Annotated in this window: 19 protein-coding genes; 10 read left to right on the top strand and 9 right to left on the bottom strand. The window is 58.5% G+C overall.

Features of this window, described 5'->3' with window-relative positions; all coding sequences use genetic code 11:
* The first annotated feature begins 71 nt into the window (after positions 1–71).
* The gene (serB, locus tag ACKJSM_RS06090; protein ID WP_410236938.1) at positions 72–1286 is read left to right on the top strand and encodes a phosphoserine phosphatase SerB; all 1215 of its coding nucleotides are present in this window, start codon (positions 72–74) and stop codon (positions 1284–1286) included.
* A gap of 39 nt (positions 1287–1325) precedes the next feature.
* Here the strand turns inward: serB and ACKJSM_RS06095 are convergent, their stop codons facing one another.
* Positions 1326–3080, bottom strand: a complete 1755-nt coding sequence (locus tag ACKJSM_RS06095) for a molecular chaperone (protein WP_410236939.1) — start codon at positions 3078–3080, stop codon at positions 1326–1328.
* Between the two features lie 222 nt (positions 3081–3302).
* Here ACKJSM_RS06095 and ACKJSM_RS06100 point away from each other — a divergent pair, with 222 nt between their 5' ends.
* Positions 3303–3704, top strand: coding sequence for a hypothetical protein (locus ACKJSM_RS06100; RefSeq protein WP_064379080.1), 402 nt, complete (start codon positions 3303–3305; stop codon positions 3702–3704).
* Positions 3705–3764: 60 nt separating this feature from the next.
* On the opposite strand, the gene asd is transcribed toward ACKJSM_RS06100, so the two are convergent.
* Genes asd through ACKJSM_RS06115 form a run of 3 tightly spaced genes read right to left on the bottom strand, consistent with a single transcriptional unit; the run spans position 3765 to position 7037 of the window.
* Positions 3765–4625: an archaetidylserine decarboxylase gene (gene asd / locus ACKJSM_RS06105; protein ID WP_134021611.1), complete on the bottom strand. Its 861-nt coding sequence runs from the start codon at positions 4623–4625 to the stop codon at positions 3765–3767.
* Between the two features lie 18 nt (positions 4626–4643).
* Positions 4644–5459 carry a rhodanese-like domain-containing protein gene (locus ACKJSM_RS06110; RefSeq protein WP_236181191.1) on the bottom strand — a complete coding sequence of 272 codons (816 nt, stop codon included), beginning with the start codon at positions 5457–5459 and terminating at the stop codon, positions 4644–4646.
* Positions 5460–5498: 39 nt separating this feature from the next.
* Positions 5499–7037, bottom strand: coding sequence for an HDOD domain-containing protein (locus ACKJSM_RS06115; protein WP_410236940.1), 1539 nt, complete (start codon positions 7035–7037; stop codon positions 5499–5501).
* Between the two features lie 167 nt (positions 7038–7204).
* Here ACKJSM_RS06115 and motA point away from each other — a divergent pair, with 167 nt between their 5' ends.
* Together motA and motB are read left to right on the top strand one after the other, a co-directional pair.
* Positions 7205–8056 (top strand): flagellar motor stator protein MotA, encoded by an 852-nt coding sequence (gene motA, locus ACKJSM_RS06120; protein ID WP_236181193.1) that lies wholly within the window; start codon positions 7205–7207, stop codon positions 8054–8056.
* Between the two features lie 3 nt (positions 8057–8059).
* Positions 8060–9127 (top strand): flagellar motor protein MotB, encoded by a 1068-nt coding sequence (gene motB, locus ACKJSM_RS06125; RefSeq protein WP_410236942.1) that lies wholly within the window; start codon positions 8060–8062, stop codon positions 9125–9127.
* A 55-nt stretch (positions 9128–9182) separates the two neighbouring features.
* On the opposite strand, the gene ACKJSM_RS06130 is transcribed toward motB, so the two are convergent.
* From ACKJSM_RS06130 to rsgA, 4 genes are all read right to left on the bottom strand, one after another.
* Positions 9183–9668, bottom strand: a complete 486-nt coding sequence (locus ACKJSM_RS06130; protein WP_236181195.1) for a toll/interleukin-1 receptor domain-containing protein — start codon at positions 9666–9668, stop codon at positions 9183–9185.
* Positions 9668–10627 carry a caspase domain-containing protein gene (locus ACKJSM_RS06135; RefSeq protein WP_410236944.1) on the bottom strand — a complete coding sequence of 320 codons (960 nt, stop codon included), beginning with the start codon at positions 10625–10627 and terminating at the stop codon, positions 9668–9670. Before ACKJSM_RS06135 ends, ACKJSM_RS06130 begins: the two co-directional genes overlap by 1 nt.
* A 2-nt stretch (positions 10628–10629) precedes the next feature.
* Positions 10630–11037: a TIR domain-containing protein gene (locus tag ACKJSM_RS06140; protein ID WP_236181197.1), complete on the bottom strand. Its 408-nt coding sequence runs from the start codon at positions 11035–11037 to the stop codon at positions 10630–10632.
* A 211-nt stretch (positions 11038–11248) separates the two neighbouring features.
* Entirely contained in the window at positions 11249–12280 is a 1032-nt protein-coding gene (gene rsgA / locus ACKJSM_RS06145; protein ID WP_039766628.1) for a small ribosomal subunit biogenesis GTPase RsgA, read from the bottom strand.
* A gap of 107 nt (positions 12281–12387) precedes the next feature.
* Between rsgA and orn the strand changes: the two genes are divergently transcribed.
* The 6 genes from orn (at position 12388) to ACKJSM_RS06175 (ending at position 22674) form a co-directional block, all read left to right on the top strand.
* Entirely contained in the window at positions 12388–12930 is a 543-nt protein-coding gene (gene orn, locus ACKJSM_RS06150) for an oligoribonuclease (protein WP_007950739.1), read from the top strand.
* Between the two features lie 83 nt (positions 12931–13013).
* Entirely contained in the window at positions 13014–13625 is a 612-nt protein-coding gene (locus tag ACKJSM_RS06155; RefSeq protein WP_064379088.1) for a trimeric intracellular cation channel family protein, read from the top strand.
* Positions 13626–13795: 170 nt separating this feature from the next.
* Positions 13796–14827, top strand: coding sequence for a hypothetical protein (locus ACKJSM_RS06160; RefSeq protein WP_410236945.1), 1032 nt, complete (start codon positions 13796–13798; stop codon positions 14825–14827).
* Between the two features lie 185 nt (positions 14828–15012).
* Positions 15013–16530: a leucine-rich repeat domain-containing protein gene (locus tag ACKJSM_RS06165; protein WP_410236947.1), complete on the top strand. Its 1518-nt coding sequence runs from the start codon at positions 15013–15015 to the stop codon at positions 16528–16530.
* 354 nt (positions 16531–16884) lie between these two features.
* On the top strand, positions 16885–17871 hold the full coding sequence (locus tag ACKJSM_RS06170; protein ID WP_410236948.1) for a hypothetical protein: 987 nt from the start codon (positions 16885–16887) through the stop codon (positions 17869–17871).
* Positions 17872–17952: 81 nt separating this feature from the next.
* On the top strand, positions 17953–22674 hold the full coding sequence (locus tag ACKJSM_RS06175) for an RHS repeat domain-containing protein (protein ID WP_410236949.1): 4722 nt from the start codon (positions 17953–17955) through the stop codon (positions 22672–22674).
* A 49-nt stretch (positions 22675–22723) separates the two neighbouring features.
* Here ACKJSM_RS06175 and queG read toward each other — a convergent pair whose 3' ends face one another.
* A complete protein-coding gene (gene queG, locus ACKJSM_RS06180) occupies positions 22724–23824 on the bottom strand; it encodes a tRNA epoxyqueuosine(34) reductase QueG (protein WP_236181202.1) in 1101 nt (366 codons plus the stop codon).
* Positions 23825–23838 lie beyond the last annotated feature (14 nt).

Raw genomic sequence — 23838 nt, forward strand, 5'->3', positions numbered from 1 at the left:
AGCGCTGGCGGTGCCCGATGGTCACTGAAAGTGGGTAGAATGCGGTTTTTTTCCAGTTGCGGGGGTGCGCGTTGCGCGAAATCGTCCTGATTAACATCACGGGAGTCGACCGTCCGGGTCTGACGGCGGCCATTACCGGTGTTCTGGCCCAGGGTGGTGTGAATATCCTCGACATCGGTCAGGCGGTGATCCACGACATGCTCTCGTTCGGCATCCTCGTGGAAATTCCCGACACCGAGCAAGGCAAGTCGGTGCTCAAGGACATCCTGTTCAAAGGCTACGAGCTCGACCAGCAGGTGCGCTTCACCCCGGTGTCCGAAGAGGATTACCAGCAATGGGTGGGCAATCAGGGCAAAAAACGCCACATCGTCACCCTGCTGACCCGCAAGGTCACCGCCGGCCAGTTGCAGGCGGTGAGCTCGATCACCGCCAAATACGGTCTGAACATCGACCATATCGACCGTCTGTCGGGTCGCATGCCGCTCGACACCCCGGCCGACAAGGGCAAGGGCTGCATCGAATTCTCCGTGCGTGGCGAAGCGGCCGACCCGCAGGCCCTGCGCGCCGAGTTCCTCAGCGTAGCCCAGGAACTCAACGTCGATATCGCCTTCCAGGAAGACTCGCTGTTCCGTCGCAATCGTCGTCTGGCGGTGTTCGACATGGACTCGACCCTGATCGAAGCCGAAGTCATCGATGAACTGGCCAAAGCCGCCGGCGTTGGCGATCAGGTTTCGCAAATCACCGAACGGGCAATGGCCGGCGAGCTGGACTTCCGCGCCAGCTTCAAAGAGCGTCTGGCCTTGCTCAAGGGGCTGGACGTGAGCGTGCTTGACTCGATCGGCGCCTCGCTGCGTCTGACCGAAGGTGCCGAGACCCTGTTCGCCGAACTCAAGCGTCTGGGCTACAAGACCGCGATCCTGTCCGGCGGCTTCACCTACTTCGCCAAGCAATTGCAGGCCAAACTCGGCATCGACTATGTGTTCGCCAACGAGCTGGAAGTGGTCGACGGCAAGTGCACCGGCGTGGCGATCGAGCCGATTGTCGATGCCCAGCGCAAGGCCGATCTGCTGAAACAGCTGGCTGAAAAAGAAGGTTTGCGCCTGGAACAGACCATCGCCGTGGGCGATGGCGCCAACGACCTGCCGATGCTGGCGATTGCCGGTCTGGGCGTGGCGTTTCGCGCCAAACCGCTGGTCAAGCAGTCGGCGAAGCAGGCGATCTCGACCCTCGGGCTGGATGGCGTGCTGTACCTGCTGGGCTTCCGCGATCGCGACGGGCAGCTCTGACCAAGGCACAGGACCGCAGCCCTGGGCGGCGGTCCTGGCTCAAAGGGATTTCCACAACGAGTCGAAATCCTCTTCGCTGCCGCCATCCTGCGCGGTTTCCAGCGAGCGATAGGCAAACTGATTGAAACTGTGGGTGCTGGCCACTCGCCGATCCAGCCCGGCGCGGTGCTCTTCACCCTGGGTGTTGATCAGCACTTTATTGCCTTCCTGAAACGGCAGCCGTGGCGCCAGTAACGTCGCCGGCAAGTCGATCGCACTGATCTCCGGCAATAACAACCCTCGCAGGTAATGGCTGTGATCATCCCGAGTGCGCACCAACTGCAAGCCGCAGGGCTGAGCGTGTGGTGCTACCAGTTCGATGCCCATCTGCGTGCCGGCGCCGCGTACCTGGCGGATCCAGCGCACCACGGCAATGCTCCAGCCCTGATTGAGATTGTCCTGAATCCCGACCATTTCCCCGGCCTGCAATTCGGCAGGTACTTCTTTTGGCCAGGCCAGGCAGTAACCGCCGGGGCTGTGGTTGATGACGGGCAACGCATAGGTCGGGTAATGCGGCGGGCTGTCGGAGTCGCTTTCGTCGTCGGCCAGGGGTTCGTAGCGGATTTCTTCGTAGGGCAGCAATTCGTCGGACGTGCCCTGCGGCGCGGCATCGAACGCCTGGCTCCAGCTGTCCTTCTCGCCCTGAGCCACCGCGCGGCTGAAATTTGCCGCACGGGTTCCGGGGTGCTTGAGCAGTTCGCTGAAGGTGCGTTCACCGCCGAGGTAGAAGTGCAGGGCGCTCATGCCGACGCACACGGTCAGGTTGCCCTGGCCGACGGTGCGCTGGAAGCTGCGCTCGGCGGCTTCGCCCCAGGTCGCGTGCAAATGGTGCAGGGTGTCGAGGGTCAATCCGGCCGGCACCGGCAGTGGTGTCGTTGCGTCCTGATGCAGCAGGTGAGCCTCGATGGCATTCACCAGCGGTTGCGGATCGAAGCCGAGCAGCCCTGATTGTTGCTGGCTGCGAAACTGCGAGCGGTAGCGCGGACCGGCGTCGATGTCTGCCGAGACCGCGAACAAGCCCTCGCCCGGGTTGGCGGGATGCAGCTTCAGCCACGCGCTCCAGGGCTCCACCACTTGAGCCAGGCGTGCGATCTGATTCTGCCGCAACTGATTGCAGCGGGCGCTACCCAGCAACAGGGCCGCAAGGTAGGTCTGCTCGACGCTCAGCTCTGCGGTCAGACTGGCGAGGTCGTCGCGTACCCGGCGATGCTGCAATTGCAGTTCACAGGCGCAGCGAAACAATTGATGCAGTTCAAACCACAGCTGTTCCGGCGGCGGGCTGTACAACTGCGTGGCGCGAACCAGTTGCCCTTTCAGTGCATGAGCCGCACGTTGCAGCGCTTCGCTCACCAGGGCTGCGCGATCCCGGGAGTACTTGGGGGCGATCCGCAGAATGATGTGTTTGTAACCGATGGCCAGCTGACTTTGCAGGGCCTGGCACAGGTTGCTGATCTTGCGTGAGCGCTCATCGAGCATGATCGCCTGATGCAGAAAATGCCGCTCAAGGTGCTGGCAGACGAAATACACCTCGGGCCGCAGCAGTTCCAGCAGGTGCAGGCGGTTGTCGCTGGGGGTCAGCAGTTGATTGAGTTCGCCCAGGCCCTGGTACAGCAGGCGGGCGGTCTCGCCGATGTTGGCCTTGGGCAGGTCGGCGATCCAGCGTTTGAGGTCGCGCGGGGTGGCTTCACAGAAGGACAGGCGCAGCTGCGTGGGCGTCGGGGCGCTCAGTGGTGGTCGGAATCGTGGCTCACTCATGCCGTGACAAGCTCCGGCGGCGAATAGGGCAATGCCAAAAACTCTAGCAGTTGTGGTCTGTTTCGCAGGCGTTTGTCAGGCTTTTTTACCGTTGGTCTGCTGGCCTGGTGCCATTTCCGCAGGCGCTACTAGGCTCTCAGACGTGCGATCGGAAACGCACGGTTGCATGGCCTGCCGTCCACGTCGGGGCAGGTCTCCCGAAACTTCAAGGAGATGAGGTTCATGTCTAAATACGCAGTGGCAAATCAATGGGGCGGTAGTTCGGCACCCTGGCATCCGGGTGGAACCTGGGTGCTGGGCGCGCGGGACAACCAGAACGTCGTCGCGATCGACATCAAGTCCGGCGACGGTGGTAAAACCTTTACCGGCACCATGACCTACGCCGGCGAAGGCCCCATTGGCTTCAAGGCTCAGCGCACTGGCCAGAACCAGTACAACGTCGAGAACCAGTGGGGTGGCAACGATGCCCCCTGGCATCCAGGTGGCAAGTGGGTGATCGGCGGGCGGGATAACCAGAACGTTATCGCGTTGAGCGTCACGTCCAATGACGGAGGGAAAAACCTCAGTGGCACCAACACCTACGCCAACGAAGGGCCGATCGGCTTCCGTGGGCAGATAGAGTAACGGCGCCACCCAGGTCGTATCCGCCCCTTCGCAGACGTGCGAAAGGGCGGATCAACCGGTTCAGGCGTTCGACAGTGCCAAGGCCTGGCCCATCTGTACCGGCGAGCCGGCTCTCAGTTCTTCAACCCATTTCACCTGATCCGGCCCGAACAGCACGATCGCGGTCGAACCCAGCTTGAAGCGCCCCAGTTCCGCACCTTTTTCCAGATGAATCGGCGCACGGGCGGCTTCGTCGTAACGGAAGGTTTTCAGCTCGCGCTTCGGCGGCGTGACCAAACCGGCCCACACGGTTTCAATCGATGCCACGATCATCGCGCCCACCAGCACCACGGCCATCGGCCCGCGCTCGGTGTCGAAGATGCACGCCACGCGCTCGTTGCGGGCGAACAGTTCCGGAACGTTTTCTGCGGTGGTCTGGTTGACCGAGAAGATCCGGCCCGGGATGTAGACCATTTCGCGCAGGGTGCCGGCCAGCGGCATGTGTACGCGATGGTAATCCTTCGGCGACAGGTAAACGGTGGCGAACTCGCCGCCCATGAACGGCGCCGCATTGGCCGCATCGCCTCCCAGCAGTTCCAGCACGCTGAAGCTATGGCCCTTGGCCTGGAAGATACGACCGTGCTCGATCGGGCCGAGCTGGCTGATCGCACCGTCGGCCGGGCTGAGGATCGCGCCCGGGGTCTGGTCCAGTGGACGTGCGCCGTCTTTCAGCGCACGGGTGAAGAAGGCATTGAAGTGCTCGTAAGCGGTCACGTCTTCAACCAGTGCCTGCGACATGTCCACTTGATAACGCTTGGCGAACCAGGTGGTGAAGGCATTCTTGAACCAGCGCACGCGGCACTCGGCGACGCAGCCGGCCAGGCGCGACAGCAGGTGATGCGGCAGCAGGTATTGGCTGATGATAAACAAACGCTCTTTCATGACTGTCCTTAAAAATCCTTAAAGCTCGACGGGGGTGTCGGGGTGGTTGCCCCATTCGCCCCAGGAACCGGCGTAGCCCTTGACCCGCGGATAACCGAGGGCCTTGGCCACCAGATAGGTGAAACCGGACCGGTGATGGGTCTGGCAGTGGGTAATGATTTCTTTGTCCTTGGTGATCCCGAGGTTTTCCAGGATCTTCGGCATGTCGGTACGGATGCGCAACTGGCGCGCCTGATCCATGCCTGCGGTCCATTCGAAGTTGACCGCGCCGGGGATGTGTCCACCCTTGGCCGCCAGGACCTTTTCGCCAGAGTATTCCAGCGGCCCGCGGGCGTCCCAGATTGCCAGGTCAGCGGCGCCGAGACGGCTTTGCAGGTATTCGCGGGTGGCCGTCGGGTCCTCGTGCAGGGTCAGGGCAACCGGCCCACCCACCGCCGGAGGCACCTGGATCGACATCGGCGAACCTTCTGCCAGCCACGCCGGCAGACCGCCGTCGAGGTAGTGGTAGTTGGCGTGACCGATTACGTCGAGCAGCCAGATGAAGCGCCCGGCCCAGCCGCCGCCTTCGTCGTCATAGACCACGTAGACCGCGTCCTTGCGATGACCCAGCTCACCGAACAGTTCTTCGAGTTTTTCCTTGCTCGGCAACAGCCCCGGAGCCGGCGCCTGACCCAGCTGGGTGCGTTTCGGATCGACGAAGCGTGCGCCGGGAATGTGTCCCTCGGCGTAGCGGGCGGCACTGGTCAGATCCACCAGAATCAGATCGCGGGAGTCGAGGCGCGGCAGCAGGTCGCTCGGCTCGATCACCAGGGCCAGGCCAGAGAAATCAGACATGTGAGGTCTCCAGAGCACAAAGGGGAAGGATTGTAGCTGTCATTGGCCGCGCTGGCTAAAACTGTGCAGGGCTTTCTCGATGCACTGCGCGGTTTTGCCGAAGGCTTGTACGGTGATGTCGGCGAGCGGCCCGCCACCCTGGTCGGCGACCACGATCATGATCACTCGGCCGTTGTTCACCAGCGAACGCAGGAACAGGTGTTCGCCACGGAACAGCGTACGCAGCGAAGGCGGCAGCAGGGCGGAAAACTGGGCGTTGTTGTCCGGGGTGATCCGCACTTGCGCCTGCTGCGCGAGCAAGCGTTGCAGCACCGAACTCTGGCTGACGACGAAATTCAGTGCAGCAGCGTCCTTCGGCAATCCCGAAATTTGATGGACGCGCAGATTGGCGTGGCTGCGGTCGGCCATCAGGATCATCACCCGGCGCATGCCGCTGGCGACCAGCGCGTCGCGGGCGGCGACGGTCAGGCTCATGGCATTGGTGAAACGGCTTGGCACCGCCAGCAGCTCGGCGCATTGCCGGCGCCACTGGGTCAGGTCTTCAGCGGACGGCGCCGCGGCCGGCAGCATGCCGGCGGGCAGGCGCCGGGTGCCCCAGGGCCACAGCAGCGAGACCGCCGGGTGCCAGAGGTCAGGCATGAAATGATGGCGAGCGCTGACGGCGGCTTGCTGGTGCAACTGCTGTTGCACTTCATCCATGGAAATTTGCAGGTAAAGACTGGTCAGGTATTGCCAGCGCTCGCTGTGCGGACAGTCCCAGGCCTGTTGCGCCGAGAGTGCCAGACCGTTGGCCAACAGCACGGTGTTGGCCGGCTGGTTGAGCCAGCGGCGCAGGGTCGGATCGTCGTCGAGGCGGTTTTGCGGGCGCAGCGGGTGATCGACATCGCGAGCGATGCGCAGGACCTTGACCAGTTCACGTTGCTCGGTCAGCAACAGCCGATAGCCTTGCTGCACCCAGATCGGCAAACGCCAGGCTTGCACCAGCGCTTCGCCGATTTTCAGCAGACGCACGCCGAACAGCTGTTTTTCCACGACTCGCGCGGATTCACCCTTGTGGATAACCCGCACTTCCCACTCTTCAAGCAGTTTGGGAAAGGTCAGCGCCAATGGCCACAGCGGCGACAGAAACAGCAGGCTGCCCCAATGAATGTCCTGCCACAGCCGCGCGAGGCGACTGGCGAAAAAACCGTTGGCCTGTTGCGTGGCGTGCTGGCTGATCATCTGCAACTGGCGCAGGGCCTGGGGGATCTGTGCGGCAGGTTCGGCGGGCAGGCGCGCCAGCAACTCTTCGGTGCGGGCCAGGCCGAGGCGATTGATCGCCACTTCGAGGTTTTCTGCCGGTGCGGCCATGTTGCCGTGGGTGTGGCGGTTGGCCTCCCGGATGATGCTCAGGGCCAGTGCCGGACTGTCTTGCATCAGGTCGGCGATGTCGCGCAGCGATCTGCGGTCATCGCGAATCGCCCGGCACACCCGGTCATGGGCATCTTGCGGCACCGGCAGGCGAACGCTGTCGAGCAGCTTCACCCAGCCATCGAGTGTGGTCGGTTGTGCGTGTGGGACGTTCGTTTCATTAGCCATGTCTGGACGAGATCTTCACTGACTGTAGACGCGCCCGGCGTGGGCTAAATTGGCTTTTCGCCTGAACTGGCTATAGTCTGGCGCAGTTTTGCCGATAAGTAGAAGAAGAGATTTTTTAACTTCCGAATATGACCTTGAACCCGACTTAAACAAGTACCTTTCTACCTATGGCTAAAATTATCGGCATCATCGTCGTATTCGCGAGCGTGCTCGGCGGATACGTGCTCTCCCACGGCAAGATTGCCGCTCTGATCCAGCCCTTCGAGGTGCTGATCATCGGCGGTGCGGCACTCGGAGCATTCCTCCAGGCCAACCCCGGCTACATGACGATGCACGTGCTCAAGAAGTCCTTGAGCATGTTCAGTTCGCGTTTCAGTCACACGTTCTATCTTGAAGTGCTGGGCCTGATCTACGAGATCCTCAACAAGAGCCGCCGCGAAGGCATGATGGCCATCGAAGGCGACATCGAAGACGCCGCCGCGAGCCCGATTTTCGCCAAGTACCCGGCGGTACTGAAAGACGAACGCATGACCGCGTTCATCTGCGATTACCTGCGCATCATGTCCTCCGGCAACATGGCTCCCCACGAGCTGGAAGGCCTGTTCGACATGGAGCTTTACAGCCTGAAAGAAGAACTGGAGCACCCGTCGCACGCCGTCAACGGCATTGCCGACGGCATGCCGGGTTTCGGTATTGTCGCGGCGGTACTGGGTATCGTGGTGACCATGGCGTCTCTGGGTGACGGCGATCAGAAGTCCATCGGTCTGCACGTAGGTGCGGCACTCGTGGGTACCTTCTTCGGTATTCTCGCGGCGTACGGTTTCTTCGGCCCGCTGGCGCACTCCCTGGCCCACGATGCCAAGGAAGAGCTGAACGTCTACGAAGCCATCAAGGCCTCGCTGGTGGCTTCGGCTTCCGGCATGCCGCCGTCGCTGGCTGTCGAGTTCGGTCGCAAGGTTCTGTACCCGGCTCACCGTCCAAGCTTTGCCGAGCTGGAACAAGCCGTTCGCGGTCGCTAAGTCATGGAAAATAACCAGCCGATAATCATCAAGCGCGTCAAGCGCATCGCCGGCGGGCACCACGGCGGGGCGTGGAAGATCGCCTTCGCCGACTTCGCGACGGCGATGATGGCGTTCTTCCTGGTGTTGTGGCTGCTGTCCACCGCGACCCCGGAACAGAAGATCGCCATCGCCGGTTACTTCAAGGACCCGGTCGGTTTCTCCGAGAGCGGCACACCCTACATCATCGATCTGGGCGGCACGCCGACCCTGGCGCCGGAAAACACCCTCAACCCTGAAGTGAAGTCGCAGCCGCAGCCGGACAAGGTCACGATCGATACCGATCAGGTCGAAGGCATGGCCGAGCAGGTCGAGAAAGAACGCCTGGAACTGTTGCTGCAGGAACTGCAGAACAAGGTCGACGAGAACCCGCAGCTGCAGAAGTTCAAGGATCAGATCCTGTTCGAGATCACGCCGAACGGCTTGCGCATCCAGATCATGGACGCCGAGAACCGGCCGATGTTCGACTCCGGCTCTGCACGCCTTAAGCCGTACTTCGAAGACATCCTGCTGGCCATGGCCGACACCATCAAGGCGGTGCCGAACAAGATCAGTATCAGCGGTCACACCGATGCCAAGCCTTACGTGGGCAACGGCGACTTCGGCAACTGGGAGCTCTCGGCCAACCGTGCCAACGCCGCCCGGCGTGCGCTGGTGGCGGGCAGTTATCCGGACTCGCAAGTGGCGCGCGTGGTGGGTTATGCCTCGTCGGCGCTGTTCGACAAGGAGAACCCGTTCAACCCGGTCAATCGCCGTATCGACATCGTGGTGCTGACCAAGAAGGCCCAGGCCGCCATCGAAGGTGCGCAAGGCGCCGATGCGGCAACACCGGCAGACCAAGGTCAGAACGGCGCGGCTCCGGCTACCCCGGTCGACCCGAACGCCTTGCCGGCGGATCAGCAACCGGTACCGGCCCACGAGTTGCGCGAACGGCTGAACCTGTTCGACGACCCGTTGCCGAAACCGACTGAACCGGGCAGCACGGCGCCAGCCCCGGCGCCTGCTGCACCGGCGCCTGCGCCGAAACAGTGATGTGTCTCGTCCTGAATAAGGTTTACACCTGTTTCAGGACTAGACACTAGACATGTCAGAGCCCGCGCCGAATACGGTTTTTCAGTTGTTCATGGAATATCTCGGCGTTGCGTCTGTAGGTGCCGCTGAAGGATTCGTTACTTGAATCCAGCGTCATCGAGCGTTTGTTCGTCACCTCTTCGCGGTAGGCGTCGATGAAGAAGTTCAGGTCCTTGGCCGTGCTCAGCTTCGGCCATTTGTCCAGGTACAGCGGCAGCTGTGCGGCGCCCGTTCTGAAGGAGCAGATTCGCCGGTTGCTGATCGTCGCCTCGCCGATCTCGAACGGCACCCACCATGACAATGCGGTCGATTCCGAGACCACCGCCAGCAGGTGGGTACATTCGGTGATATTGCGGGTGATGACCCCGGTGATGTCGTCGGTGGTCTGGGATTCGGGGTCCAGCACGTCCAGATAGGTTTTGATATTGGCCTGCTTCAGGCGGGCATCGATCGCGAGGGCGTGGGCGCGGTCCATGTGGCGGTAGCTGATGAATACGGGCATCAGAAATGTCCTTTGAGGGCGAGTTCGCGGTAATAGGCACCAAGAGCTGTCAGGCGACAACCGGTAGAGTGCATGGCGGCGTAATACATGTGTTCGGCGTCTACTGGCTCGATCAGGCTGTGGCGGTTGCACATTTGCAATTGTTTGAAGATGTCACCGTGATCGGGATCGAACGAGGCGGCGGTGGGTTCGAAACTCGGGTCTAGCCGGAACACAAAACTCGGCTCTGGAAACCAGTCCTTGAGTTTGCGCAAGGTCTCCTCGGCAATCAGCGGTGCAACTTCGCGCAACGGTACGAACTGCGACACATTGGTCTTGAACACCGGCCGCTGCTCCCATGCCCCCAAGGCATTGTCGACGAACGAGTAAACGCTGCCGGGAGTGACCTTGCCGAGCACGTTGGCCGCGCCGCCGTGCAGTGCTTGAAGCAACAGATCCGTGAACACGCCATGGCCACGACTTTCCAGGGCGTACTGCTCTTTTTTGCAGGCGGTGAGAATGGTCACGCCTTCGCCGATCACGCTGCTGCCGCCGCGCAAGTTGCGCAGGGCACCGGCGGCGCCAGCCTGGCAGCAGTCGAGGATGATGATTTTGTTCTTGATTTGCTGGGCGTTGTCGGCCCACTGCAGAATGTCGCTGATGCGAATGCCGTCGCCGCCAGGCTGGTAATCCTGCGGGATCAACAGCCCTTCATCGATGCTGGTGTCGAACTGGCCATGGCCGGCGAAATACAGAAGCGCAACATCGCAGTCGCCCGAAAACAGGCTTTGTATGTGTTGCCTCATTGCCGCTAGCGTGAGGTTTTCCTCCGACGAAGTCAGCACCTTGCTGCTGAAGTTCGGTCGCCCGCTGGCATGGCGCTCCAGCACCGAGGCCATGGCCATTGCATCATTGTTGCAGCCGCTGAGCGGCGAAACGTGGGTGTAGTGGTTAATGCCGATAAACAGTCCCTTGCGCATGATTACACCGCCGTATGAAGGCGTATGGCACTGACGATGCTATTGGTATTCCACGCACATTCGACGTGCGCGGCGTCGCTGACCACTTTTGCGGTGCGTTCGGCGCCATGGGGACGAATCGCGATGATCACCTTGCCAAGACGCTTGGCGATCTCGATTTCCTTCTGGATCCACTTGCTGTAGGCCGAGTACATCCCGGCCATGACCAGCACTGCCGAGCAGGGGCGGATCTTGTTTTCGATGGCTTCTTCCAGCTGTTTGTCAGTGCGCGCATCGGTAATCGGATTATGCGGTGGCACCGAGAAATTCTTGAAGGTGAAGGTCGGGTGATCGCTGAGCAGGCGGATCAGATTGTCGTGGGAGCCGGAGTAGTTCCACGAGTGACTGATGAACAAATGATAGGTTTGCATGAGGTTCCTCGGAGGTCGCGTAGTGCGAAAGAGGAACCCAATTTAGGCATCTGGCGCGTGCCGGCAAGGTCTGAGCGGTGAAAGAGAAATGTCCTGCAAGCAGGTGCAGTCGGGGCTTTCAGAAGAGTCTGACGTTTAACGGATTACCGGATTTGTCAGACGCGGTCCGACATCCGGCAGCCCTCGGGCGAGGTGCTGCCGTCGCGGATATTCAGTAACCGTTTTCCGGCAAGCTGGCGATGATCGAGCGGTAGCTGTTCATTCGCTGCTGCTGCACGCGGCCATCTTCCAGGGCCTTGAGCAGGGCGCAGCCCGGTTCGCGGTCGTGCTTGCAGTCGCGGAAGCGGCAGGTGCCGAGCAGGTCGTTGAACTCGATGAACCCGGCTTCGACGTCGGCGCGGCTGACGTGGCCGAGGCCGAATTCACGGATGCCCGGGGAGTCGATCAGCTCGCCGCCACCGGGGAAATGGAACAGGCGCGCAGTGGTCGTCGTGTGCGTGCCCTGACCGGACAGCTCGGACAGCGGGCCGACGCGGGTTTCAACTTCCGGCAACAGGCTGTTGACCAATGACGACTTGCCGACACCGGACTGACCGACGAACACGCTGATGCGCCCGTCGAGTTGTTTCTGCAATTGCTCCATGCCATTGCCGTGGTGCGCCGAGACTTCCAGCACCGGATAACCCAGCGTGCGGTACACCGCCAGCAGGGCATTCAGCGCCGGGGCGTTCTGCTCGTCGATCAGGTCGAATTTGTTCAGCAGCAGCAATGGGCGGATGCCGGCGTGCTCGGCGGCGACCAGATAGCGGTCGATCAGGTTGGCATGGGGCTCGGGCAGCGGGGCGAAAACGATGACGATCATGTCGACGTTGGCGGCCACCGGTTTGAGCTGGCCACGGCTGTCCGGACGGCACAGCTCGGTGGTGCGCGGCAGTTGCGCAACGATCACGCCGATGCCCTGGTTGCCGGCGCGCCAGACCACCCGATCGCCGGTCACCAATGCAGGCAGGTTGGCCCGCAGGTGGCAGCGGAAGACCTGGCCGGCCAGTTCGCCGTCAACGGCCTCGACCTCGACCTGCACACCGAAGTGGGCGATCACCAGGCCGTGCTGTTCCGGGCCCAAATCGCCGCCTTCGAGCGCCTCGACGGCCGAGGACTCGCGTTTGGCGGCGCGGGCGGCGCGCTCGCCCTGAATCTTTTCGATGCGCCAGTTTTGACGACGATTGAGTTGGCGTTTGGCCATGGGTGTTCCGTCTGAAGAATGCAGCGATTAGGTAAAACGGCCGCGAGTTTAGCACGCCCGGCAGGCTGCCTAGGCTAAACTGCGCAGCATTGCTCAGGAGCCGAAATATGCAAAACCCGCAGAATCTGATCTGGATCGACCTCGAAATGACCGGTCTGGATCCTGAAAACGACGTCATCATCGAAATGGCCACCATCGTCACCGACAGTGACCTGAACACCCTGGCCGAAGGCCCGGTGATCGCCATCCACCATAGCGATGAAGTCCTCGCGCGCATGGATGAGTGGAACACACGCACCCACGGCAACTCCGGCCTGACTCAGCGTGTGCGCGACAGCCGCGTGAGCATGGCCGAGGCCGAGGCCGAAACCATCGCCTTTCTGGAAAAATGGGTGCCGAAAGGCAAGTCACCGATCTGTGGCAACAGCATCTGCCAGGATCGGCGCTTTCTTTATACCCACATGAAGTCGCTGGAAAGCTACTTCCACTACCGCAACCTCGACGTTTCCACGCTCAAGGAACTGGCCGCGCGCTGGGCGCCGGACGTGCGTGACAGCTTCAAGAAGGGCAGCACTCACCTGGCGCTGGACGACATCCGTGAATCCATCGCCGAGCTGCAGCACTACCGCAAGCACTTCATCAAGTTCTGAGATCGGCACCCACGCCGAGGCGCCCTCTTTTGGTGCCTCGGTGAAGTGAGTAGACTGCGCGCCTTCCTGCCAGGATCGCCACCATGTTGCTGATGCTCTACCTCGTCGCCATTACTGCCGAAGCCATGACCGGCGCCCTGTCTGCGGGCCGTCGCGGCATGGACTGGTTCGGCGTGGTGCTGATTGCCTGCGTCACGGCATTGGGCGGCGGTTCGGTGCGCGACGTGCTGCTCGGGCACTACCCGCTGACCTGGGTCAAACACCCGGAATACCTGGTGCTGACGACGGTTGCGGCGATGATCACCGTGTTCACCGCACGGTGGATGCGTCACCTGCGTTCGCTGTTTCTGGTGCTCGACGCGGTCGGTCTGGTGGCGTTCACCCTGATCGGTTGCATGACCGCCCTGGAAATGGGCCACGGCATGCTGGTGGCCTCGGTCAGTGGCGTGATCACCGGCGTGTTCGGGGGCATCCTGCGCGATATCTTCTGCAACGATATTCCGTTGATCTTCCGCCGCGAGCTGTATGCCAGCGTCTCTTTTGCAGCGGCCTGGTGTTACATGCTGTGCCTGTACCTCAATGTGCCGAGTGAACAGGCAATCCTGATCACCTTGTTTGGCGGTTTTTTGTTGCGGTTGTTGGCGATTCGTTTCCATTGGGAAATGCCAAAGTTTGTCTATAACGACGAGCATTGATATTTTTTTGCCGCGAATTGTTTTTGCTCGATTGCAGATGGTGAGGGACTTGCAAGTGCATGTTTCTTACATTTTCCGCTTTGTTGGTTATTCTGAAGTCGTGTTATTTCTTTTGTTGATGGGTTGTTCAAGGACAATCCTTAAATAGAACTTCTCAAAGGAAATACTTCATGAGTGAAGATGTGAGCGCAACACGGCATCAGCAAACTACCCCGCCTGTTCTCGAAGGACTCGCCAGTTTCAAAGTAAAGTTTGATACCGGTGATGGCACTAGCAGTAAATCGCTTTACGGCAATGGCCGTATGCAGGTGAAAGTGCAAGTTCTGGTTTCCGGGGTGGACGCCGACGGCGACGCCATGCACGTGCCGGATGATGTAATGAATAGCATAGAGCTTATCCATTACAGCACTGGCAGGACGTTACGTGATGGCTGGGCCGCGAGCACCGAGCAAGGGCGTTACACCCTTGAAGCACAGACTTCGGCTGCAGTCGGGATCGTTCACGAAGACGATGCCGAAAGTGATAGCGTCCATCCTCAGGTTCGCACTTTCTGGGTATCCTCGTCGGTCGCGGGAACGACCAGAATTGCTGCACGCTTGTCGCTGAACGGGGTGAGGGTTCTCAGTAACGGGACCACGCTTTCCAGCGTCCATGACAGCAGCATCACGATCGAATCACAGACGCCTGTGGCCTATGCCATTGAACAGTTCCGCTGGTATCAATCCCGGCGCGGCAATGAACAACCCGGTAATCGTATCTTTAACTATTATCTGGGGCTTTACCCGCAGGGACAGCAGATCAAACTGATTGATTGGATTGCAGACGGCGCTCAAGCAGGGGAGGACTACGCCTTTGCTGGAGGGAACAAGTTAGAGGAGTCGAGAACCAATTATATGCTGGCCACTTTTGTCCGCCCGGAACGACACACTCTGGACGTGCAACTGCCATTTAATGGAGATCCTATTGCGTTCCTTTTTCCCGATGCCATCACAAGAAAATCTAAAAAGTATTCTGTAAGGGTCAATGATCACGACGGAGAACTGACGGTTGTTCAGGCGCTGTCCGAGTATTCTGAACTTGCCCCAGTCTCCAGGTACGGCGAAGTTCTTCACTTTCGTGCCATTGATCAACATGGCACCGAGCACAAGCTGGCGTTCAGGCTGGATTTTTACACGCGCAACTTCACGCTGGAGCGAGGTTGATTTGCTGGTTTGCTGATGCACATGCGGTGGGAGTAGTAGGTATATATGCGCTTTTATACTGCGAGTATCGATAGGCTGTGATGTCCAACCATCAGGTATTCGCATAGACAGTGCAGTACTCATGACTCGCGTTGGCCCTTTGGTTTTGCGGGGCCAGCGCAACGACACCTCAAGGATGAGAGCTCATGGCCGACAAAATGCCAAAGGTCAAACCTGTTACTACCCCAAACCATTCACCCGATTTCAGCATCGATTTTTCACATCGGCCACCGCCCCCCACTTCTGCAGCGCCGCAGATATCCATGCCGCATCGACGGGAGCCGGCGCACGCTTTTTCCCGGCAAGATTTGGGCGCACTGACGCAGGAGGCCAGTATGAGCGCGACCCCGATCTCTTTGGCGACCAGTGAGCTTGCGATACTTCCCGCGCTCCCCTCGCTGGCTGACTACCGGATACCCAAATCAACACACCTCGGCGACGCCGATGCGCAGGGCATCCGGATGTACAAGGGGCGTCAGTTTGTGGAAGTCGCCGAGAACCAGTTCGTGCAAGTGGTTCCGGACGCGGAGAGTGGCTTGTTTCGTGCCACACAAGCCAGAGAGTTCAACCCTTCCGGCCCGCTGCTGAAGCCCAGTGGCGAAGGCAGGTTCTGGCATGCGGTGGACAGCCATGATTCGCTTGACCGCCTTGCAAGTCTCGACCCGGTACACAGACGGATGTCTGTTGCCGAGCGCGTACGTGATCTTTATCCACAGATCTCGGACGAGGAGGTCGCGACGTTTATCAACCAGCACTTGAGGAGTGATCCATCCGGCGTAATGAAGCGGCTTGAAAAAGAGTTCGCGATGTTGCGTGATGAACTGGCGATATGGAGTGCCGGCGAGGCCTCGCCTCGTTCGGAATCGTCAGCGCCGGGCAGCGCGCCGATGTTCGCCGCAGAACGCCAGGCTCGTGAGCAATTCAGCGCAATGCTGCAAGATATCTGGCAACGCAAGTCAGTGTCGAGATGGGGGTACGGTGACTACCATTTTTCTTCCAGCGTCGATTTTTCTGGTGAATTGCCAAGGTTGTCCACCCGCTTCGAGTACGTAACAGAGTTAATACTGACCGCGCCGGTAACCAGTGTACGAATAGGCGCGTTCCTTGACAGTTTTCCCAATGTTCAATACTTGATGGTCACTGGCGTAAGAGCGGAAGAGTTTCCGTCAGGCATCTTTCAAATGCGTGAGTTGCGCGAACTTACATTGAAAAATTGCTCGCTCAGACTGACAGAGGTGACGGCTGAGGGGCTGTCTCGAATAGAAACGCTCACATTGTTGAATCTGGCGCACAATCCCCTGACAGTCGCGCCGCACGTGGGCTTCATGTCGGAGTTGACAGAGTTGATACTGCATGACGGCAATCTCTCCAATGTTCCTTCAGGAATACATACGCCGAAAGAACTCGGGGTGTTGGCGTTGCAGAATAATAATATTTCCAATGTGGGCGATGATTTGTTCGATATTCCGGACACGCAGAGCTTGTTTGTCGGGCTGGTGAATAACCCCTTGAGTCACGTATCGCGGCAGCGGATTGAGCAATATCTGGACAATTCCAGCCTGGATCGAAAAATAGAAATCCAGATGGACGAGCCACTTTCAGAGGTGGAGTCCGACAGTGAATCCTCAGAGAGCGGATTCGGGACGGATTCAGACAGTGACTGAATGTTGGAGGAAGTAACAAACCTCCAGTTTGTCTAACATGTTTTGATAACTATGGACAATCCATCTGCCCTCTTCCGCTCCGGCTTCACTTGGGGCAGGAAGGGAAGGGGGCAATAAGGCTTCAGAATCAAGGGGCCGGGAAAGATGGTCTTTAAGTTTGTCTGCGAAGGGTGCCGCTTTTTTGAAAGTTTGAAAAATGTGTGTGAGTTTTTATTTGATATTCAGGTGTTTCCTCGCTTGGGTCTGTTAATAGTTTGTAGAGTGTTAAGGGTTTTATTGTCGTTTTGATCGTGCGTCAATACTTCGGCACGTCCTGAGAGGGGCGAAACTTATTCATTGCCAAGGTATTATTTGATGTTTGATGAGCAGCTTAGTATTTCCCGTATCGAGGTGAAGTTTGACGCCGGCAGGTCTGGCCAGCATAAAGTGCTTTACGCCAACGGTCGCATGCAAGTACGCGTGTTGGTACTTTTACACGGCGTTGATAATAGTGGAGACAACGCGTCCCTGTATGGGCATCCCGCCTTGCAGACGCTGCGACTGATTGCCTATAACGGCGCCCGGCCTCTGGAGGGCGACTGGAGCGTGTCCACCCAGGAAAATCGCTATGCACACGAAATGTCGGGTGGGGCACCGCGTATTACTGAAGTCCCTCGTGTAACGGACAATCGAATCAGTGACGATTCTGACCCTGTGCAGGTTTTTGAATTCTGGGTTTCCGCCTCCAGGCCTGGAACTATGGAAGTGGCTGCCGAGATCGTCATGAATGACGTGACATTGCGAACTAACGGAATCGGTTTTGATAGCAGTGTTACCCTGGAAGCTATTCCTCCGAAGGTTTATCCGCTGAGCAGCTTTTCGTTGAGGAAATACGGAGAGATGCAGCGGAGGGCTAATTACGACTGGATTCAGCATTATCATATTGGTCTGCACGCGGAAGGAAGGCAGGTTCATCTCCTCGACTGGTACAGCAGTGAGGTAAAACTTGACCCTTATGACTCCGAAGAAGCGGTGCGAGTCTACGTATCCGGCAATATTCCCGGTACACAGGATGGTCGTAGAAATTTTTACGGTTATCTGGCGCCGATTTATGGGGGAAAAGCCACGTTTCGCAGTCCTCTCGGCTACGTAACCGTACCGATTAACAAAGTGCCCGGGCAATTGACACTTGTTCAGTATATTTCAGCAGACCTGCAAGTGGCTCGAGAGAACGAAAGCGCATTCGAGTTTGCAGTAATCGATGAGTTTGGCACGGAGCACAGGCTCTCTCTCGACGGTAATAAGGAACAGCGTACTTTTATTTTGGATGGGTCTCGGCGATCAATGAAACAGCTTGCCTGATTTCGGCATGTGACCAGCGAATTATTGCAGGTCACATGATGTTTCCAATGTCTGAATCTGAAAATAAAGGACGTTTTTTCAATGGAAAGTAACTCTTCTTCCAATGCTCATTCAAATGCTTTCAACTTCAGTGAGTTCGTTTCCGGGGGCGTTGATCCTCGCACCGGTATGTATACGTGTGCGCTGTCCTTGGGCAAGTTGCACTCGGCGGAGCTCAATGGCCCTGAGCTTGTACTTTCGTTGGGCTTCAATCCGCTCAGTCAGGTGGATACCGGTTTCGGCGTAGGCTGGTCTTTGACCATGGCGCAATACGACTTGCGCAGCAAAGTCATGACGCTGGCCAACGGTGAACGTTATAAGGCGGTGGAGACGTCTACCGGCTTGAAGTTCAAGGAGATGAAACTGCAAACCGCCAAGGTGCTGGAGATCGGGGCGGGGCGCTATGAAATTCGCTACAAGGACGGTCGGCGTGAGCTGCTGAAGGTTCAGGCTGGCACTCAAGTTGCGGTAGTGGAAAAAATCATTGCCCCTAATGGTGTGAGCATCACGCTGAAGCATGTGTTGTTCAATCAGTTTCCCATGTTGGCTGAAATCAGTGACACCAAGCGATGCCTGCTGAAAATCACACGCAATGCAGGTCAGGTAACGCTGATCCGGCATCCCGATACTTCGGCTCGTTCCGATTATGGATTGATCCTGAAAAACAGTCAGGTAACGGCAATCGAGCTTCCGGTCGGCAAAGGCTGGGAGCTGGAATATGAAGTCATTGATCAGGCTATCTATTTGCGGCGTATCGTCAACCCGTTGCGCGGTGTAGAAATCATTCGCTACAAGCGACAAGGTCACCGCTTCGTGAATGGCGTCGAACAAACACTGCCATTTGTCATTGCCCACGAGATCTACCCCGGGCGCCATCAACCCAGGATCTGCAAGGCCTACTCGTATTCTGACCATAATTTTCTCGGGCAGGGCCTCATCCCGACCAGAAGCAATGACGGAGACCCTCTCTATCTGGCACCCGCCAGCTACGTCTATTCCTCGGACGAGCAATTGGTGGTCAACGGTAAGGTGCACACTCGCATCAATCGCACCTACAACAAATTCCATTTGTTGGTCGCAGAGGTCACGACAAGTGGCGATGCCCAGACCTCAACGACTATCGAGTATCACTGTAGCGTCACCAAGCCATTCAATGAGCAGCCCGCCCAGTTCCGCATGCCGAAGGTTCAGAAGGTGACCTACCTCGACCGGCGTACCCAACACAAGCGTGAGGAAGTCACCGTTACCGAGTTCGATGGTGAAGGCAACTTGATCAGGTTTGTCGAGCCGAATGGAATGACCACTGTGTCGGAATTTTATCCGGCAAGTGGTGGGGACAACTGCCCTGAGGATCCGCTGGGTTTCGCCAGGTTTCAAAAAAGAAGAACGGTCACCGCAGCCGCGGGGGGCGGAAACTCGACGGTTACGTACTATGACTATGCTCTGCATCCCGCACTGGACGGTGCGGAACTGGCCTTCGTCCTGCCGGTTGAGGAGCGTTTTTTCGAGCTGGTGGAGGGGGTTGAAATCCTGCGATCGAAGACCGGCAAGCGTTACCTGAATACACCCGAGGACCCGCTCAAGCACGGGGCCATGAAAGAGCAAAGCATCACCCTGGCGGGTAAAACAACCTGTACTGAATTTTCCTATGAGCTCAAGGGCACCCGACTGGAGGTAAAGTCCAGTACACACGGGTTTGATGGCTCGCTGCAGACCAGTGAGAAAGTGCTCTCGACGCTGAGCGGATTACAGGTCGCGAACATCGGTGTCGATGGAGAACGCATCGAATATGAATATGACGCGATCGGCCGGGCAGTGTGCAAAACGGTTGCCCGTGATACCCCCTGCGAAACCTTTACCCGATGGGCCTATTTACCCTCCAGCAAGCAGCAGCCCGCTACGGTAGTGACCACCGATCCAGCCGGTGGTGAGCAAAAAGTGGCCTATGACGGCCTGGAAAGGGTGATCGCCGTTGCGGAAAAGGACTGTGATCATCCGGACGAGGATGGACTCATTCAGAGTCGAACGCTTTATTCCGCCATTCATGATTCGGCGGGTCACAAGGTAAAAGTCACGCTGACCGATTGGCGTGATGGCAAGCCTTATCCAGTGGCGACCCGCTACGAATTCGATCACTGGGGCCAGCTCAGCAAGACCCTCCATGCCGATGGGCGTATCGAATACAGCGAGATCGATCCGGTCGCTCGCCAGCAAACGAACTGGTTTCAGGGGATGGGCAAGACAGTCACTCTCATAAACGAGTTTGGTAAACCTCTGAGTGTCGAGCGCTTCAATCTGAGGAGCGAGAGCCTCGGTAAAACCGCTTATACCTATGACGGGCTCGGGCGCACGGTCAGCCAGACCGATCCGGTTGGCAATACCACTCGATATGAATACGACGTCTTTGATCGCCTGATTCGCAATGTCATGCCCGACGCCAGCGTGGTAGTAACCGACTACGCCGATCACACTGACGAAGCGCTTGCGGTCGGGATCCAGGTCGATGGCAAGGTGTTGGGTCGGCAGATCCATGACGGTTTGAATCGGCTAACGGAAAGTACGGTGGGCGGGCGCACGTCGCAGGCTGGTTACGAAGCGGGCTTCAGTCAACCTGAGTGGTACAGAAGCGCCGATGGCAAGAAGACCGAATTCACTTATTTGCGAGATCTGGGCGGTTTACTGACTGAGCGCAAGGCGGGGGCGTTGCTCACGACCATGACGTACGATCCCGTCAGTGGTCATCCGTTGACCTGCACCGAAAACGGCAGAGAACATCGTTTTGCATATCATCCCTCCGGGCGTATCAAATCCGAAACGACGACCTTCGGTGATATCAGCAAAGCAACGTCCTTTACCTATTCCCTCGAGGGGCGACCGCTTACCTATGTCGATGTACTCGGGGTCGAGCAAATTTGCGAATACGATGACCACGGCCGCTTGTTGTCAACTTTGCGGGGGGCGCTGAAAACCGAATTCCACTACAGCACCCTGACCGGGATGCTTGAATGGACGAAGACCGCAGACACTTCGATCAAGCGAAGCATGATCACTCGGTTTACCTATGATGATATCGGTCGTGAGACCTGCCGTACTTTCGAGATCAAGGGCCAGCCCGACCAGACACTGGTGTCGTCATATACGCTCGCCGGCAAACTGGCACAGAAAGTGTCCATGCGCGGTACGCAAATGTTACGTGATGAACGATTTGTCTACGATGTGCGCGGGCGGCTGATCCAGTACGACTGTGCGGGTACCCAGAAACCCCGGGATCCTTATGGCAAGGAGATTATTCAGCAGACATTCACTTTCGATGCGCTGGATAACCTTCTGACCGTACAGACGCGGTTCCCGCTGGGGGTGAATCTGACCACCTTCAGCTACGACAATCCGGACCCTGTACAACTGAGTGCCGTCAGGCATTCCCACGTCGACTATCCACCGGCAGTGACTCTGGAATACGACGCCAACGGCAGGATGATCAAGGATGACCAGGCGCGAGTCCTGGCCTATGACGCATTCGGGCGTCTTGAGCAACTGACCGGTGCAGCAGGCACGGTCATTCGCAACTACCATTACGACGGCTTCGACCATCTGGTTGAACTGTCGCAACCGGAAAATGCACCTACCCAGCGTTATTACCACGAGGGGCGTGTCATCCATGAAGTCAGTGGTAAAAGTTCATCCAGTGTCGTGCGTCACGGTGGACTGCTTGTGGGGCAGCAGCAACTGGGATCGAGCGCCGGCACGCAGCTGTTCGGTACCGATCAGCAACACAGTGTGCTGACAGAACTGGATGAAAAAAATCTGACCGATTGCGTTTACAGCCCGTATGGGCATCGTCCTGCCGAAGGCGGGATGTTCAGTCTGGCGGGGTTCAATGGTGAACAGCTCGATCGGGCAACCGGCCTTTACCTGTTGGGCAATGGTTACAGGGCCTACAGCCCGACGTTGATGCGTTTTCTCAGTCCCGACAGCATGAGTCCGTTTGGCGGGGGTGGATTGAGTGCTTACGCTTATTGCCTGGGCGATCCCGTCAATCGTGTCGACCCGACAGGGCATATATCCTGGCAATCGATACTGGGCGTCGGAGTCGGTGTTCTCGGGATTGTTGCCAGCGTGCTGACGATGGGCGCCGCAACGCCATGGGCGCTGGCGGCGTTGGGACTGACCGTCGCTTCGGGTTTGACCGGTATCGCCAGCGAAGTGGTCAATGGCCATGCGCCGGACTCGCCAGCGGGAGAGGTGTTGGGCTGGATCAGTGCCGGCCTTGGATTGGCTTCGCTCGGTGCCGGTCTGGCGGCTGGCGCCAAAGCTGCTGTTAATGCCGGGAGAAAGCTGGCGTCAGCCTTTGAGCAGGGACTCAGTTCAAAGGGGACGATGAAAATGGGCAAGGTACTCGCCAAGGGAAAAGGCGCCAAGGCCGCGGCCAAGAAAGCCAATGCACCGGTGGAGGAAGAGGTCGACATTCCATGGACACTGGTCAGGCCCAAAGACAAGATGAATTTTCTCAGGATTGAGGCGCGCAAGGCCTCGGAGGACAGGGCAGAAATATTCATGAAGCATGTTGAAGCGAATAACTCCCCGGCCGACGCGGCCAAACTCATTCATGCCGAATATACGCCAATGCACGGTCCGTCCTCCTCGACATCAAGACCCATGCATCTTTACTTGTCGAAGGGGGACCGTATTTATATTACGGAGAACCCTGAAAAAAGGATCGTCATCATCAAACAGTTGGGTGGCCACTATAACGAAAAAAAATAGGCATCAATGACAAGGCCGGGTATTACTGGCATGCGGTAACGGCACTCAACTACGATTTGAGCACGTTGTTCGCCGGTACTGTCTGCGCAGATCTGGAATGCTGTTCCAGTGCCCACTCCACATGCTCTCTGACCAACTCCGACGGATAGTCCCGTCGCGCCTTCAACGCCTCCAGCACCGGAATCGTTGAAGGCGCATTCCCCAACCCCACGGCCAGATTGCGCAGCCAGCGCTCGTAACCGGCTCGCCGCAGGGGCGAGCCTTCGGTGCGGCTGAGGAATTTGTCTTCATCCCACAAGAACAGCTCGGCCAGTTCGGCATTGTCCAGGTTGTGCCGTGGCTTGAAATCGCTTTCGCCGGACGGGCGGGCGAAGCGGTTCCACGGGCAGCAGATCTGGCAATCGTCGCAGCCGAACACGCGGTTGCCGATCAGCGGTCGCAGGTCTTCGGGGATGGCGTTTTTCAGTTCGATGGTCAGGTAGGAAATGCAACGTCGCGCGTCCAGCACATACGGGCCGACGAAGGCGTTGGTCGGGCAGATGTCGAGGCACGCGGTGCAGCGTCCGCAGTGTTCGGTGCCGTGGGGTTTATCCACCGGCAGGGGCAGGTCGACGAACAGTTCGCTGAGAAAGAAGTAACTGCCGGCCTTGCGGTTCAGCACCAGGGTGTTCTTGCCGATCCAACCCAGGCCGGCCTGCTCGGCGATGGCTTTTTCCAGCACCGGGGCGCTGTCGACAAAGGCGCGAAAGCCGAACGGGCCGATTTCGGACTGGATCCTGTCCGCCAGTTGTTGAACACGTTTACGGATCAACTTGTGATAATCGCGGCCCAAGGCATAACGCGAGATGTAGGCTTTTTCCGGTTTGGCCAGCAATTGCGCCATTTGCGTGTCGCCCGGCAGGTAATCCATGCGCAGCGACACCACGCGCAGGGTGCCCGGCACCAGCTCTTCGGGGTGCGAGCGTTTGCTGCCGTGGGCGCCCATGTAATCCATTTCGCCGTGGTAGCCGGCCTCGAGCCAGCGTTGCAGGTGCTGCTCATGCTCGGCCAGGTCCAGACCGCTGATGCCGACTTGCTGGAAGCCCAGCTCGCGGCCCCAGTCCTTGATGGATTGGGCGAGGGCAGGCAGATCTGTGGTGATGGCGGACATGAGGCGAGAGAAAC

Origin of the sequence: Pseudomonas sp. PHC1 (assembly GCF_046487845.1) — a bacterium.
GTDB classification, from domain to species: domain Bacteria; phylum Pseudomonadota; class Gammaproteobacteria; order Pseudomonadales; family Pseudomonadaceae; genus Aquipseudomonas; species Aquipseudomonas sputi.